Annotated in this window: 12 protein-coding genes and 2 pseudogenes; 7 read left to right on the top strand and 7 right to left on the bottom strand. The window is 71.9% G+C overall.

Annotated elements, in window-relative coordinates; genetic code table 11:
- The first annotated feature begins 78 nt into the window (after positions 1 to 78).
- Genes ACFY4A_RS16735 through ACFY4A_RS16725 form a run of 3 tightly spaced genes read left to right on the top strand, consistent with a single transcriptional unit; the run spans position 79 to position 3,707 of the window.
- The gene (locus tag ACFY4A_RS16735) at positions 79 to 1,611 is read left to right on the top strand and encodes an IucA/IucC family protein (protein WP_390830169.1); all 1,533 of its coding nucleotides are present in this window, start codon (positions 79 to 81) and stop codon (positions 1,609 to 1,611) included.
- Positions 1,612 to 1,620: 9 nt separating this feature from the next.
- Positions 1,621 to 2,886, top strand: a complete 1,266-nt coding sequence (locus ACFY4A_RS16730) for a VWA domain-containing protein (protein ID WP_390830168.1) — start codon at positions 1,621 to 1,623, stop codon at positions 2,884 to 2,886.
- Positions 2,886 to 3,707: a hypothetical protein gene (locus tag ACFY4A_RS16725; RefSeq protein WP_390830167.1), complete on the top strand. Its 822-nt coding sequence runs from the start codon at positions 2,886 to 2,888 to the stop codon at positions 3,705 to 3,707. The genes ACFY4A_RS16730 and ACFY4A_RS16725 overlap by 1 nt, the downstream gene beginning before the upstream one ends.
- Positions 3,708 to 3,766: 59 nt before the next feature.
- Here ACFY4A_RS16725 and ACFY4A_RS16720 read toward each other — a convergent pair whose 3' ends face one another.
- Positions 3,767 to 4,429: a winged helix-turn-helix transcriptional regulator gene (locus ACFY4A_RS16720; protein WP_390830166.1), complete on the bottom strand. Its 663-nt coding sequence runs from the start codon at positions 4,427 to 4,429 to the stop codon at positions 3,767 to 3,769.
- Between the two features lie 87 nt (positions 4,430 to 4,516).
- On the opposite strand from ACFY4A_RS16720, the gene ACFY4A_RS16715 reads away from it, so the two are divergent.
- The 3 genes from ACFY4A_RS16715 to ACFY4A_RS16705 all read left to right on the top strand — a co-directional run bounded on the left by ACFY4A_RS16715 (position 4,517) and on the right by ACFY4A_RS16705 (position 7,421).
- Positions 4,517 to 5,725 carry a pyridoxal phosphate-dependent aminotransferase gene (locus tag ACFY4A_RS16715; RefSeq protein ID WP_390830165.1) on the top strand — a complete coding sequence of 403 codons (1,209 nt, stop codon included), beginning with the start codon at positions 4,517 to 4,519 and terminating at the stop codon, positions 5,723 to 5,725.
- A 378-nt stretch (positions 5,726 to 6,103) separates the two neighbouring features.
- Complete coding sequence (locus ACFY4A_RS16710) at positions 6,104 to 6,709, top strand: histidine phosphatase family protein (protein WP_390830164.1); 606 nt, start codon at positions 6,104 to 6,106, stop codon at positions 6,707 to 6,709.
- Between the two features lie 85 nt (positions 6,710 to 6,794).
- Entirely contained in the window at positions 6,795 to 7,421 is a 627-nt protein-coding gene (locus ACFY4A_RS16705; RefSeq protein ID WP_390830163.1) for a hypothetical protein, read from the top strand.
- A gap of 35 nt (positions 7,422 to 7,456) precedes the next feature.
- Here the strand turns inward: ACFY4A_RS16705 and ACFY4A_RS16700 are convergent.
- Positions 7,457 to 7,609: pseudogene (locus ACFY4A_RS16700) on the bottom strand (RNA-guided endonuclease TnpB family protein); the annotation flags it as partial.
- A gap of 11 nt (positions 7,610 to 7,620) precedes the next feature.
- Between ACFY4A_RS16700 and ACFY4A_RS16695 the strand changes: the two are divergent.
- Positions 7,621 to 7,990: pseudogene (locus tag ACFY4A_RS16695) on the top strand (acyl-CoA thioesterase).
- A gap of 107 nt (positions 7,991 to 8,097) precedes the next feature.
- Here ACFY4A_RS16695 and ACFY4A_RS16690 read toward each other — a convergent pair.
- The 5 genes from ACFY4A_RS16690 to uraH all read right to left on the bottom strand — a co-directional run bounded on the left by ACFY4A_RS16690 (position 8,098) and on the right by uraH (position 14,023).
- Positions 8,098 to 9,429, bottom strand: a complete 1,332-nt coding sequence (locus ACFY4A_RS16690; RefSeq protein ID WP_390830196.1) for a nucleobase:cation symporter-2 family protein — start codon at positions 9,427 to 9,429, stop codon at positions 8,098 to 8,100.
- A gap of 323 nt (positions 9,430 to 9,752) precedes the next feature.
- A complete protein-coding gene (locus ACFY4A_RS16685; protein WP_390830162.1) occupies positions 9,753 to 11,138 on the bottom strand; it encodes an 8-oxoguanine deaminase in 1,386 nt (461 codons plus the stop codon).
- A 67-nt stretch (positions 11,139 to 11,205) separates the two neighbouring features.
- Positions 11,206 to 12,615, bottom strand: coding sequence for a nucleobase:cation symporter-2 family protein (locus ACFY4A_RS16680; protein WP_390830161.1), 1,410 nt, complete (start codon positions 12,613 to 12,615; stop codon positions 11,206 to 11,208).
- Positions 12,616 to 12,677: 62 nt separating this feature from the next.
- Entirely contained in the window at positions 12,678 to 13,613 is a 936-nt protein-coding gene (pucL, locus tag ACFY4A_RS16675; protein WP_390830160.1) for a factor-independent urate hydroxylase, read from the bottom strand.
- An 8-nt stretch (positions 13,614 to 13,621) separates the two neighbouring features.
- Entirely contained in the window at positions 13,622 to 14,023 is a 402-nt protein-coding gene (gene uraH, locus ACFY4A_RS16670; RefSeq protein WP_390830159.1) for a hydroxyisourate hydrolase, read from the bottom strand.
- Between the last annotated feature and the right edge of the window lie 21 nt (positions 14,024 to 14,044).

The following is a 14,044-nucleotide window of genomic DNA, read 5'->3' as shown; positions in this document are numbered from 1 at the left end:
ACACGGTGCGAAGGTGATCAGTATGTCTGCCCGGCACGCGCCGACGTGACGCCCGCCCGCCATCGGAGGAGCCCGACCGTGCACCGTCCCCCAGCCACCGAGACCGAGGTCGCCGAGGAGCTGGCCGCCGTGCGGCCCGGCCTCGTCTCACGGTACGCGGCGCTGCTGCAGGGCGCGCGGGCCGCCGTACTGACCCGGCTGTGGCGCGCGCTCGCCCACGAGCCGCTGCCGTGGATCACCGGCCGGGAGCGCACGCGGGACGCGCTCGTCCTGCGGCTGAGCGACGGCCGCCGGCTGGAGGGGCCGCCGTCCGACCCGTACGCCACCTCCGCGTACGTCACGGCGGTACGTCTGGCCGGGGCGGCCCACGAGGATCCGGCGCGGTTGATGAGGGACCTCGCCGTGCCGCACGACGACGCCTTCGCCGCCGAACTGGGGCACAGCGTCGCCTCGCTGGCGCTGTCGCGGGCCGATCAGCCGCCCGATGACGAGGCGCACCGGAAGGAGTGGCCGGTGACGGACTGGCAGTGGGAGCAGCGGGTGGTCGACGGTCACCCCTTCCACCCCAACTGCCGTTCCCGGCCGGGCTTCTCGGTCGCCGAGCAGCTCGCGTACGGGCCCGAGCACCGGCCGTCGGTCGAGCTGGGCCTGCTGCCGGTGCCGGAGCGGGAGTGCCTGGTGAGCGGGGCGTGGCCGAAGGACCTGCGGGACGGCGGGCGGCTGCTGATCCCCGTGCACCCCTGGCAGGCGGCGCACGTGCTCAAGCAGCCGCGCGGGGAGCGCGCCCTCGCGGCCCATCCGCTGATGTCGCTGCGCACCCTGGCCGTGCCCGGCGGGCCGCACGTCAAGACCTCGCTCAGCGCCCGGCTGACGTCGTCGGTACGGGACATCTCGGTCGGCTCGGTGACCGCCTCCGCCGCCCTGTCGGCCTTCGCCGTGGACCTGGCGGCCCGCACGGACGGCCTGCTGCACATCACCCGAACCCTGGGCGCGGCCACCGCGGGCTCGCCCGATCTGGCGGCCCTGTGGCGCGAGCCGCCCCGGACGTACGCCGCGCCCGGGGAGCACGTCGTGCCGGTGGCGGCGCTGCCCACCACGGGCCTGCCCGACTCGCCCGTATGGACTGGTGAGTTCACGCGCCTGGCGCTGGCCGTCGGACTGTGTCTGCTGGAGCTGGGGGTGGCCCTGGAGGCGCACGGCCAGAACCTGCTCGTCGTGCTCTCCGGGTCCGGCTCCCCACTGCGGCTGGTCTACCGCGACCTCGCCGACATCCGGATCAGCCCGGCCCGGCTGACCCGGCACGGCATCGCCGTACCGGAGTTGCCCGCCCGGAACCTCACCGACGACCCGACCGCCCTGCGCCGCAAGCTGTTCGGCTCGCTGGTGGCGGGCGCGCTGGCGGGAACGGCCGGATCGGGGGCCGCCCTGCGGACGGCGCTGGAGCCGGCCGTACGGGACCTGCCACGCACCCCGGACCTCCTGGCGCTGTGCGAACAGCCGCTTCCCGCGAAGGCTTTGACGCTGATGCGGCTTTCGCCCGGCACACCCGGCGACCAGTGGACCGAGCTGCCCAACCCGCTCGTTTTGGTCCCCGGCACGTCCGATCAATAAGATCCGCCGATGATCACAAGACAACGGCTGGCGGCGGGAGTCTGTGCTCTGCTCGCCGCCCTGGCGGGCGGGATGGCCTTTCCCGCCGGCGCGGTAGCCGACGAGATGGAGGGCCGGGACGCCCCGAAGGTCGAACTCGTCCTGGACGTCAGCGGATCCATGCGGACCCGGGACATGGACGGCGGGTCGCGGATGGCCGCGGCCAAGCAGGCGTTCAACGAGGTGCTCGACGCGACCCCCGAGGAAGTCCAGCTCGGCATCCGCACCCTGGGTGCCGACTATCCCGGCGACGACAGGCAGACGGGCTGCAAGGACACCGCCCAGCTCTACCCGGTCGGTCCGCTGAACCGCACCGAGGCCAAGACGGCGGTGGCGACGCTGGTGCCGACCGGCTGGACCCCGATCGGACCGGCGCTGCAGAAGGCGGCCACGGACCTCGACGGCGGCAACGGCATGCGCCGGATCGTCCTGATCACCGACGGCGAGGACACCTGCCAGCCGCTGGACCCGTGCGAGGTGGCCCGCGAGATCGCGGCCAAGGGCATCGGTCTGACCATCGACACCCTCGGCCTGGTGCCGGACACCAAGACCCGCGACCAGCTCATCTGTATCGCGGAGGCGACCGGCGGCACCTACACCTCCGTACAGCACAAGGAGGAACTCAGCGATCGTGTCGGCCAGTTGGTCGACCGGGCGGCCGACCCCGTGGTGACGCCGGTGGCCACGGAGGGCGCCACCGAGTGCGCGAAGGCACCGACACTCAAGTCCGGCCTGTACACCGACCGTGAGGAGTTCGGGCAGCAGCGCTGGTACCGGGTGGACGTCAACCCCGGGCAGGAGCTGCGGGCCTCGGTGAGCGTCGCCGCGGACCGGGCCGTCGACCCGGACTACGGCGTGCTGGTACGGGCCGTGACGGAGCACGGCCGGGAGATCGTGCGCGGCGAGGCCGCGGGCAACGGCCGTACGGACGTGATCTCCGCGGGCCTGCGCTACCCGAAGCCCGGGAGCGACGACGACAGCGCCCCGGCCGAGACCGTGTGCCTGCAGATCACCAACGCCTTCTCGGCGGCCTCCGGGGTGAAGACCACGCCGGGTCTGCCTCTGGAGCTGACCGTCGACGTGGTGGACGGTCCGGGCAAGTCGAGCGACGTGGCCTCCTTCGGCCTCGGCCGCGGCTGGTGGCTGCTCGGCGCGCTGGTGCTGACCGGCTTCGTCGCGGGCCTGCTGTGGGGCTGGGTGTCGCGTTGGCGGGTCGCGATCTGGAGGACGAACTGATGCGTATCACCCGTGTGTTGGGCGCCGCCCTGCTGGCGCTCGGGCTGGCCGCGGGCCCCGCGGCGGCCGACTCGTCACCTTCGGCGGACCCGTCCGACGGCGGCGTGGCGCCCAGTCAGGCCGGCACCTCGTTCCGTACCGCGACGGAGATGGAGCAGGGGCAGCAGGCCACCGCCAACGGCTCCACGGGCGACTACCTCTACTGGTCGTTCGCCGCTGACGCCGGACAGCGCCCCACCGTCAAGGCGACGGTGAAACTGCCCGAGTCGCACGCCTCGCAGACCTGGCAGATCGACGTCTACGACGGCCTGCGGCGCCGCCAGTCCTGCCAGTACGGCGCCCAGACCCGCACCGCCGCCCAGGGCACGGCCTCGGTCGAGCTCGCCTGCGTGCTGCGCACGGTGCGGGCGTGGGCGGAGCCGTGGGCCAACGACCCGCTGCCGGGCACGTACTACATCCGGCTCACGGTGGTCGGCCTGCCCGCCTCCGACCTGGGTCTGCCGGTGAGCGCCGAGGTGAGGGCCGACTCCCAGGACATCGGCGGCGCCGCGGCGGTCGACGGCTCGCTCGCGCAGCCGCTGACCCCGGGCATCGCCGTCAAGTCCGAGCAGGACGGCAGTGACGCTCAGGACGACCAGGGTTCGAAGAAGCCGGCCGTGCTGTCGAGCATCGAGCCCGACGGCGGCTGGTCCTCCAACTGGTGGTCCGACCGGTGGGTGTGGACCGGGATCGGCGGCGTGCTGGCCGCGCTCGCGGGCATCGGCGGGTACGCGCTGACGCGTGGCTCGGGACGCCCGTCGCGGGTGCCGCCGGGCGTCTGACCGAACCTGCGCCCGACACCGTCCGTGAAGGCCTGTCCCCTCGGGGGGCGGGCCTTCACTCATGCCCCGGCCCAGCGCAACGCCTCGGCCTCGCGCAGCGCCTTGGCCACCGCGCCGTCCCCGCTCACCTCGACGCGCCCGCCCCGCACCGCGTCCGCAAGGCCCAACTCCCCACGGCTGACGGCCGTACACGTGGCGGAGTCGAGAGCCAGCCGGGCGTCCGGTTCCCCCGGCGCGGGTCCGTACCCGTAGAGCGGACCGTCCGCGGCGCCCACGTGCACATGGAAGTCGCCCTCCTCCAGCCGGACTTCGACGACGCCCGCGCCGATCCCCGCCTCCTCCAGGGCGCGCAGCAGGGGCAGCGCGAACCAGTGCGCCCGCAGCGCGTCGGTGGGCCGCCGCTCCCCCAGCTCCGCCTGCCCCCACTCCCCGAGCGCCCGCAGAACAGGCAGCAACTCACGTCCGCGGTAGGTGAGTTCGTAGACATGAGCGGCTCCTGGCGGCGGCAGCCTGCGCCGGGTCGCCAGCCCGTCCCGTTCCATGTCCTTCAGCCGTGAGGCGAGCATGTCCGTGCTCACGCCCGGCAGGTCGGCGTGCAGATCGGTGTACCGGCGCGGGCCGGCCAGCAGCTCCCGGACGATCAGCAGGGTCCAGCGGTCGCCGACGGCATCGAGCGCGCGGGCGGCGGAGCAGAACTGGTCGTAGCTACGGCGAGGTGACATGCGACGCAGTGTAGACGTGTTGTTGGACTTTCCAAGCTCTTGCTTGGTAAAACCAAGCAAGACCAGTTACCGGAGGGGAAGCGGCACATGGAGTTCCGGCAGTCGAGCAAGCTCAGCGAGGTCTGTTACGAGATCCGCGGCCCGGTGATCGAGCACGCCGACGCGCTGGAGGAGGCCGGCCACAGCGTGCTGCGACTGAACACCGGCAACCCCGCGCTCTTCGGCTTCGAGGCGCCGGAGGAGATCCTCCAGGACATGATCCGGATGCTTCCGCGGGCGCACGGCTACACCGACTCGCGCGGCGTCCTCTCCGCCCGCAGGGCCGTCGCCCAGCGCTACCAGACCCTCGGCCTGGAGGTGGACGTCGACGACGTCTTCCTCGGCAACGGCGTCTCGGAACTGGTCTCGATGGCCGTGCAGGCACTGGTCGAGGACGGCGACGAAATCCTCGTGCCCGCACCGGACTTCCCGCTCTGGACAGCCGTGACGACCCTGGCCGGCGGCAAGGCGGTCCACTACCTGTGCGACGAACAGGCCGACTGGTACCCGGACCTGGACGACATGGCATCGAAGATCACCGACCGTACGAAGGCCGTGGTCGTCATCAACCCCAACAACCCCACCGGAGCGGTCTACCCCAAGGAGGTCCTGGAGGGCGTCTGCGACCTCGCCCGACGCCACGGCCTGATGGTCTTCGCCGACGAGATCTACGACCAGATCCTCTACGACGACGCCGTCCACCACTCCACCGCCGCGCTCGCCCCCGACCTGGTCGTCCTCACCTTCTGCGGCCTGTCCAAGACCTACCGCGTGGCAGGCTTCCGCTCCGGCTGGCTGGTGGTCACCGGCCCCAAGCAGCACGCGAAGGACTACCTGGAGGGCCTGACCATGCTGGCCTCCATGCGCCTGTGCGCCAACGCCCCCGCGCAGTACGCGATCCAGGCCGCCCTCGGCGGCCGCCAGTCCATCCGCGACCTGACCGCGCCGGGCGGTCGCCTGCACGAACAGCGGAATGTGGCCTGGCAGAAGCTCAACGAGATCCCGGGCGTGACGTGCGTGAAGCCCAGGGGCGCGCTGTACGCGTTCGCCCGGCTGGACCCCAAGGTCCACCGGATCCACGACGACGAGAAGTTCGTCCTGGACCTCCTCCTGCGCGAGAAGATCCAGGTGGTTCAGGGCACCGGCTTCAACTGGCCGGCCCCCGACCACTTCCGCATCCTCACACTCCCCCACGCGGACGTCCTGGACACGGCGATCAGCAGGATCGGGCGGTTCCTCGGCGGGTACCGGCAGTAGGGCCCGGCGCCGCGCGGCCCGGGACCGCGGTCGGCCCGGGACCGCGGTCGGCCCGTGCCCGCGATCGGCCCGTGCCCGCGATCGGCGCGGGGAAAGTCCTTCGAGCCCGCGACCTGCGCTGTGTTACGGTCCCGGTGCCGCCGCGGGACTTCGGTGCGACTTCCGGAACCTGCCTATGAAGCAATGATTCGCAGCTCGTGCCCCCATTCCCCGGCCGGCCCCGGCAAGGGAGTGCCGGCCGGCTCCGGCAGGGGCCCGCAAGTGAACGGGTTGGGACGTCGCGATGCCGACCCGTGCTCCGAGAGTGCCCGGGCCGCGATGCACGGCCGCGGGTGCGTGCGTCCGCCGGAGCGGGGGCGGGCTCGTAGCCTGTGACGCATGGGTGATCTCTTTCTCGTACGGCACGGGGAGACCGAGTGGTCGCGGTCCGGGCGGCACACCGGGTGGACGGACGTGCCGCTCACCGAGCACGGGCGGGAGGAGGCGCGGCGGCTGGTGCCGTTGATCCGCTCGCACCGGATCGGGGCGGCGTTCGTCAGCCCGTCGCAGCGGGCGCGGGAGACGGCCGAGTTGATCGGGGTCCACGACGCGCGGGTCGACGCGGATCTGCGGGAGTGGGACTACGGCGGCTACGAGGGCATCACGACCGTCGAGATCCAGCGGACGCGTCCCGGCTGGTTCCTGTTCACGGACGGGGTCGCCCCGGGGCCGCCGGAACATCCCGGGGAGAGCGTGGAGCAGGTCGGGGAGCGGGCCGACCGGATGCTGGGCAAGGTGGACGCCGCGCTCGCCAACACCGAGGGGGCCGTCGTGCTGGTGGCGCACGGGCACTTCCTGCGGGTGCTCACCGCCCGGCGGCTCGGGCTGCCGCCGTCGGCGGGCGCGCTGTTCCAACTGGCCACGGGCACGGTGTGCCGGCTGGGCACGGAGCACGGGCGGCCGGTGGTCGCGGGCTGGAACATCCGGTCGGCCCCTTCGGCGTAACCGGCGGCGGCTCGTTGTCGGACCCGGGTCGTAGTCTTCGAATGGGCTGATCGACGACTGTTCGACGATTCGGGGAGGCCGCGCCGTGACACGACCGCCGACCGCCGCGCAGCGCCGCGTCATCGACGCCGCCGACCCCGTGACCGGTCGGCTCAGGGGCACGGAGGCGCAGCTCGCGGTGCTGGTGAAGCGGGGGCTCGCCTTCCGGCACCCGCGCCCGCCGCACGACCACTTCCTCACCCCGGCCGGACATCGGATTCGGGAGGAGGAGGCGGAGAAGGCGCCCACCGTCGAGGAGGCGCCCTCCGGTACCGGTGTGTTCTCCGCCCGCGTCGGCGGTGAGGAGGACGCGTACGACGGTCCCGGGCGGGTGCGCGAGGTGCACAGCGCCTGGCAGGGGCTGCTGGAGATGCGCAGGATGACCAATCCGGACGGTGCCGTCGAACGGCCCTGCGCCTGGGAGCGCGCGCATCTGGTGCGGGCCGCCGCGCTCGCCCTGGAGGCGGCGGGGCAGCGGCCCGCGGGGCCGGACGCGGACGGCTACCGGGTGCGGGCGACCCCGCAGCCGGAGGCGGTCGCGGTGTACGGGCCGGACGGTGCGGCGCTGCGGGCGTACGCGGCCTCGCTGGAGCGGGCGGGCTGGCAGGTCGGGGAGTACACCGAGCCCCGCACGAGGGTCCGCTACCTGCTGGCGTCACCGCGCAGGGTTTGACTGCTCCCCTCCCTGAAGGAAAGGGGACTCCTGGCTCAGGCCGCCTCCTGGAGCAGCGCTCCGGGAGGTCTTGCGCCCTCGACACCAGCCGGGTCCAGACCTGCCCGGACGAGCATCACGCGGGCGGAGTCCTTGTCCCCGGGACAGGCGGCTCCGCACGCGGTGCAGGTGTAGGTGCGTTCCGACACACACTTGGCGCTTGGGACACCTCAACCAGGCCGTGTACCTCAACTACGCGGAGCACGCCCCGCTGGTCGTTGCTCCAGGCGGCCGGGACCATCCAGGCGGGCCTCGTGTCCGGCGGCGTGGGACCGGTGGTCCTGGAGACGACGATCCGCTGTCTGCGGGAGCCGCCGGCCGGCGACGAGGTCGACGTGACCTGCGCCTTCGCATGGGGCGAGGGCAAGACCTTCCGGAACCTGCAGACGATCCGCGGGGCCGACGGCACGGTGGCGGCCGAGATCGACGCGGTCGGCGGCCTCCTGGACCTCGAGGCGAGGAAGCCGGTGCCCGCCCCGCGTGACCGCTTCAAGCAACTGGCGAGGGCGCCCGGCCTGTTCGGGCAGTGACGCAGGCGGCGGAGAGGCACGGCACGGCGGCCGTACCCCCGCCAGGAGTCCGCGCGGCGGCCGGACCCGTCCCAAGGTCCGCGCGCCGGCCCCACCCCTCCCGGGGATCAGCGCACCACCGCGATCTCCTCCCCCGCCTCCATCGGATGAGTGACGTCCTGGGCGCCCACCGACCGGGGCTTGCCCAGGTGGTTGAAGACGAAGTTGAGCAGGACGGCCGCGACGCACCCGGTGGAGATGCCGGAGTCGAGGACGATCCGGGCGGTCTCGGGGAAGGCGTGGTAGAAGTTCGGCGCCGTGATCGGGATGATGCCGACGGCGATCGAGACGGCGACGATCAGGACGTTGTTGTCCTTGTCGAGACCGGCCCGGGCCAGGGTCTGGATGCCGCTGGCGGCGACCGAGCCGAACAGGACCACGCCCGCGCCGCCGAGCACCGGGCGCGGTACGACGGCGATGAGCGAGGCGGCCATCGGGCACAGGCCCATCAGGACCAGGAAGCCGCCGCCGAAGGCCACCACGAAGCGGCTGCGGATCCGGGTCATGGCCACCAGGCCGATGTTCTGCGCGAAGGCGCTGCACATGAAGCCGTTGAACAGGGGGCTGAGGGCGGAGCCGAGGGTGTCGGCGCGCAGGCCGGCGGCGATCGTCTTCTCGTCCGCCGGGCGTTCGACGATCTCCCCGAGGGCCAGCATGTCCGCGGTGGACTCGGTCATCGAGACCACCATCACCACGCACATCGACAGGATCGCGGCGACCTGGAACTGCGGCGCGCCGAAGTGGAAGGGGGTCGGGAAGCCGACCACCTGCGCGTCCGTCACCGGGCCGAAGTCCGTGACCCCGAACGGGATCGCTATGACCGTGCCGGCGATCAGCCCGAGCAGGACCGCGATCTGCTTGACAAAGCCTCGGGTGAAGCGGCGCAGCAGCAGCACGACGACCAGGGTGATCCCGGCCAGGGTGAGGTTCGTCGCCGAACCGTAGTCGTGCGCGGCCGGGTTGGGCCCTTGGGCCCAGCCGAAGGAGACGGGCAGCAGGGAGACACCGATCAGGGTGATCACGGTGCCGGTGACCACCGGCGGGAAGAAGCGGATCGCCTTGCAGAAGATCGGCGCGCCCACGAAGCCGAGGACGCCTGCCACGATCACCGCGCCGAAGATGATCGGCAGGGCGTCGGACTTGTCCTTGGTGGAGGCGACGATCGCCGTCATCGGGGCGACACCGGCGAAGGTGACCCCGTTGACGAAGGGGAGCCGGGCGCCGATCTTCCAGATGCCGAGGGTCTGCAGGAAGGTGGCGAGACCGGCCGTGAACAGGCAGGCCCCGGTGAGGAAGGTCAGCTCGGTGCCGGACAGGCCGACGGCCGCGCCGACGATCAGGGGCGGGGCGACCACACCCGCGTACATGGCGGCCACATGCTGCAGGCCGCTGGTCGCCATCTTCAGGATGGGGAGTTTCTCGTCCACGGGGTGGATGGTGGACTCGGCTGGCTGTCGTGCCTCGTCACTGGATGTGGGGTGAGCGGCCACGGCGGCTCCTCCGGTCGGTGAACACGTCGTCTTCGACGTTGGGTGTCAAGGAGGTGGTGCGTGTGGTCGTGCGGGACCGGGGACGGGCCCTCGGTGGGGCCCGCGGAGAGCGAACGGAGACCGTTCCGGGGCGCGTGTCCAAGCGCGCCCCGGAGCCGGCCCGCCGCGGACCCCGCTCGGGTCCACGGCTACCGGTCGGGAGCCGTCCCTCCCGGCCGGAGTTCCTCAGTCGGTCAGCTCCGCGCGGTGATCCGCGCCAGCCGCTGTGCTTCGGCCCGTGTGGCGCGGGCGATGGCGTCCTCGTCGGCGGTCAGCAACCGGCCGTCCTCGACGATCTGCCGCCCGTCCACGAAGGAGGCGGTGACCGGTGCCGCCGCGCCCAGGACCAGGGCGGTCACCGGGTCGGCGATCGAGGCGTGGGCCAGCGTGTCCAGCTTCCACAGCACCAGGTCGGCCAGCTTGCCGGGCTCCAGTGAGCCGATCTGGCCGGCCCGCCCGAGCACCTGGGCGCCGCCGTAGGTGCCGAGGCGCAGCGCCTGGCGGGCGTTCAGGGCCGCCTCGCGGTGCCGGCCGAGGCGGTTGATCAGCAGGGCGTTGCGCAGTTCGGTGTGGAGTTCGCCGGACTCGTTGGAGGCGGTGCCGTCGACACCGAGGCCGACCGGGACACCGGCCGCCAGCATGTCGGGGACCCGCGCGATTCCGGCCGCGAGGCGGGCGTTGGAGGAGGGGCAGTGCGCCACGCCCGTCTTCGTGCGGGCGAAGGCGGCGATGTCGGAGTCGTTCATGTGGACGCAGTGCGCCATCCACACGTCCTCGCCCAGCCAGCCCGTGGACTCGAAGTAGTCGGTGGGGCCCATGCCGAACAGTTCGTGGCAGAACTTCTCCTCCTCGACCGTCTCCGAGCCGTGGGTGTGCAGCCGTACGCCGAGCCGGCGGGCCAGCTCCGCGGCCTGCTGGAGCAGCTCGGTGGAGACGGAGAAGGGGGAACAGGGGGCGACGGCGACCTGCGTCATGGCGTCGAAGGAGGCGTCGTGGTGCCGCCCTACGGTCTCCTCTGTCGCGGCGAGAGCGCCCTGGAGCGTCTCCACGGCGAAGTCCGGCGGCAGTCCGCCGTCCTTCTCGCCGCGGTCCATCGAACCGCGGGCCAGGGTGAACCGTACGCCCGTCTCGCGGGCCGCCCGGATGATCGCGCCGGACAGGTCTCCGCAGCCGTGCGGGAAGACGTAGTGGTGGTCCATGGCGGTGGTGACGCCGCCGCGGGCCATCATCGCCAGCGAGCCCTGGGCCGCCGCGTACACCATCTCCTCGTCGATGCGCGCCCACGTCGGGTAGAGCGCGACGAGCCAGTCGAACAGGTTGTGGTCGGTGGCCAGGCCCCGCGTGATCCACTGGTAGAAGTGGTGGTGGGTGTTGACCAGACCGGGCGTGGCCAGATGACCGCTCGCGTCGATCCGGCGCACCACGTCCTTCAGCCCCTCGGGGGCCTTGCCCGCGCCGACCGACTCGATCCGGTTGCCGGCGAGGACGAGGTGTCCGGAGGCGTACTCGGTGTCGTCCGCGTCCACGGTCGCGATCGCGCAGTTCTCGATGACGATGCGCTGGGCTGCCGATGGTGCCATTGCGCTTCCTTGTCTTTGGTGGCGGCCCGTGGACGTGGGGCGTCCACGGGGAGGGCACGGCAGGACCCTAGGAGGATTTGAGTGCCGGAGCCGTGCTGCTCCGGGTGCCGAGGTGGTGGAAGAACAGGTTGAGCAGGACCGCGACGATGGCGCCGGCGCTGATTCCGGAGCCGAGGACGGTCTGCGCCCAGGCCGGGAACTGTGTGTAGAAGGTGGGGGCGGCCAGCGGGATGATGCCGGCGCCGAGGGCCACGGCGACCAGGATGATGTTGGAGCTGTCGTCCAGTCCGGCCTCGGACAGGGTGCGGATGCCGCTGACGGCGATCGAGCCGAACAGCACGATGCCCGCGCCTCCGAGGACCGGCATGGGCACCAGGGAGACGACCGCGCCGAGGACCGGGAAGGCGCCGAGGACCAGCAGGGCGGAGCCGGCGACGGCGACGACGTAGCGGCTGCGCACCCGGGTCAGCGAGACGACGCCGACGTTCTGGGCGAAGGCGGAGGTGGGGAAGCCGCCGAAGACGGGGCCGAGCAGGGTGGCGATGCCGTCGGTGCGCAGGCCGCGGGTGATGGTCCGGGCGTCCGCGCGGCGGTCGCAGATCTCGCCGAGGGCGAGCATTCCGGCGCTGGACTCGGTCATCAGCACCAGCATCACGATGCACAGTGACAGGATGGCCGCGGGCTGGAAGACGGGGGCGCCGAAGGCGAAGGGGGTGGGCAGCGCGGCGACCGGGGCGGACGCGATGCCGCGGAAGTCGGCCATGCCGAACGGAATGGCGGCCAGGGTGCCGATGAGCAGTCCGAAGAGCAGGGCGACCTGCTTGACGAAGCCCTTTCCGAAGCGCTGGATCAGCAGGATGACGACGAGGGTGAACGCGGCGAGGGCGAGGTTCTTCATGGACCCGAAGCCGGCGGCGGTCCTGTCGCCGCCCTGCGCCCAGCCGACGGGCACGGGCATCAGCGTGACCCCGATGAGGGTGATCACCACGCCGGTGACCAGCGGTGGGAAGAACTTCAGCAGCCGTCCGAAGAACGGGCCGACGGCCAGGCAGAAGGCGCCGGCGATCATCACCGCGCCGTAGATGGCGGGGAGTTGGTGGCCCTTGGCGTTGTTCTCGGCGATGGCGAGGATCGGGGCGATGCCGGCCGAGGAGGCGGCGTTGACGAACGGCAGGCGGTTGCCCACGAGTCCCTTGACGCCGATGGTCTGGAGGATCGTCGCGACGCCGGCGATCAGCAGGCTGGCGGCGATGAGCCGGGTGCGGCCCGCGATGTCGAGCCCGCAGGCCTGGCCGATGATGAGCGGAGGGGTGACAACGCCCGCGTACATGGCGGCGATGTGCTGGAGTGCGGCGGGGACGAGCCGCGACGGGTGGAGCTTCTCGTCCACCGGGTGCACGGGCGTGACGGCGTCCTCGGTGTGCACCGGCGGGGTGGAACACGGGCCTTCGACTGGCCCTTGAGCAGGCAGTGCCATTTCGTTCCCTCCGGTGTGGCGCGCCACCGGTCCGGGGCGGGTCCGGTGGCGCGCGTCCCGCGTCAGAGGTTGGTCATGTCGACCGGGATGAGCTGTTCAGCGCCGTCCCGCAGGATGGTGGCCTCGATCAGGCCGTAGGGGCGGTCGGCGGCGTAGTAGACGGCGCCGTCCTTGGCCTCGTTGTCGATCCCGAAGGGCGACAGGTCCGAGCGGAAGTGGTGCTTGTTGGGCATCGAGAAGCGGATCTCGTCGACCTCGTCGCGGGAGTTCAGCACCCGCACACCCATCTCGAAGAGGGTCTGCTGGAGCGAGTACGAGTAGGTCTCGGCGAACGCCTGCAGCGCGTGCTTGCGCACCCCGTTGTACGAGCGCTCCCAGTCAGGGGCGTGCGAGTCGATGCCGTCCCAGTTGTGCCGCCACCAGGTGGACACGGTGGTGGCGAGGATGCGGTCGTGGTCCTCCTGAAGGGAGGTGTACTTGTCCTTCAGGAAACCGAAGAACTCGGAGTTGGTCGAGTTCAGGACGGTCAGGTCCTTGAACCCGGAGAGCACCTGGATTCCGTGGCCGTCGTAGGTGATCTGCGCGACGCGGGTCTCCTGGCCCTTGCGGACGAAGGAGTGGGCGATCTCGTCCGAGCCGACGAAGCGCGCGCCGGACTGCGAGGTCTCGATCCGCTCCCAGGCGTACTCTTCGACGCGGATGCGGGCCCGGTGGATGGGCTCGGTGTTGTCCACGAAGTGGCGGGCGAGCTTGACGCCGAAGTCCTCGGCGCTCCGGATCCCGTGCTCCTTGGCGAAGGCGAACACCGTGTTCTTGGTGGTGTCGGTCGGCAGGACGTTCGCGTTGGAACCGCTGCGGTGGACCTCCTCCATGTCGCCGGAGAGGGCGACGGAGACGTTCAGGTCCTTGATGTGGTGCGTGTCGCCGTCACGCGTGATCTTGACAACTCGGTTCTCGGCCTTGCCGTACTGGTTCTGTCCCAGGACGAAACGGGTCATGGTGTCGGTCAGCTCCCTCGGTAAACGGAGTAGCCGAACGGGTTGAGCAGCAGCGGAACGTGGTAGTGCTCACCGGGCACCACCGCGAAGGCGATGGTGACCTCGGGGAAGAACACCGGCCGGCCGTTCTCGCTGTCCCGGAGCGCGGGGGCGTCCTGCTGGGCCGCGGCTTGTTTGCTGGCGAAGTACGTCTCGGTGTCGAACTCGAGCCGTACGTGGGTGGTCCCCTCCGGCAGGGCCGGGAGGTCCTTGCACCGCCCGTCCGCGTCGGTCGCCGAGCCGCCGAGCGCCTGCCAGTCCGCGCCCCGGCCCGAGCGGGCGGAGAGCTGGACGGCGACGCCCTCGGCGGGGCGGCCGGCGGAGGTGTCCAGGATGTGCGTGGACACGGAGGCGGTGGTCTCGGTGCTCATGGTTTCCTCTTCGGGCGTCTT

Source organism: Streptomyces sp. NPDC001292 (assembly GCF_042896465.1).
Classification (GTDB): Bacteria; Actinomycetota; Actinomycetes; order Streptomycetales; family Streptomycetaceae; genus Streptomyces.
The sequence above is the reverse complement of the archived record's forward strand: the minus strand, read 5'-3'. Positions and strand labels throughout refer to the sequence as shown.

Excerpts from the sequence above, each read along its gene's own strand:
- ACFY4A_RS16730 (WP_390830168.1), top strand. The coding sequence starts at position 1,621 with ATGATCACAAGACAACGGCTGGCGGCGGGAGTCTGTGCTCTGCTCGCC.
- ACFY4A_RS16725 (WP_390830167.1), top strand. The coding sequence starts at position 2,886 with ATGCGTATCACCCGTGTGTTGGGCGCCGCCCTGCTGGCGCTCGGGCTG.
- ACFY4A_RS16720 (WP_390830166.1), bottom strand. The coding sequence starts at position 4,429 with ATGTCACCTCGCCGTAGCTACGACCAGTTCTGCTCCGCCGCCCGCGCG.
- ACFY4A_RS16715 (WP_390830165.1), top strand. The coding sequence starts at position 4,517 with ATGGAGTTCCGGCAGTCGAGCAAGCTCAGCGAGGTCTGTTACGAGATC.
- ACFY4A_RS16710 (WP_390830164.1), top strand. The coding sequence starts at position 6,104 with ATGGGTGATCTCTTTCTCGTACGGCACGGGGAGACCGAGTGGTCGCGG.
- ACFY4A_RS16690 (WP_390830196.1), bottom strand. The coding sequence starts at position 9,429 with ATGGCGACCAGCGGCCTGCAGCATGTGGCCGCCATGTACGCGGGTGTG.
- ACFY4A_RS16685 (WP_390830162.1), bottom strand. The coding sequence starts at position 11,138 with ATGGCACCATCGGCAGCCCAGCGCATCGTCATCGAGAACTGCGCGATC.
- ACFY4A_RS16680 (WP_390830161.1), bottom strand. The coding sequence starts at position 12,615 with ATGGCACTGCCTGCTCAAGGGCCAGTCGAAGGCCCGTGTTCCACCCCG.
- pucL (WP_390830160.1), bottom strand. The coding sequence starts at position 13,613 with ATGACCCGTTTCGTCCTGGGACAGAACCAGTACGGCAAGGCCGAGAAC.
- uraH (WP_390830159.1), bottom strand. The coding sequence starts at position 14,023 with ATGAGCACCGAGACCACCGCCTCCGTGTCCACGCACATCCTGGACACC.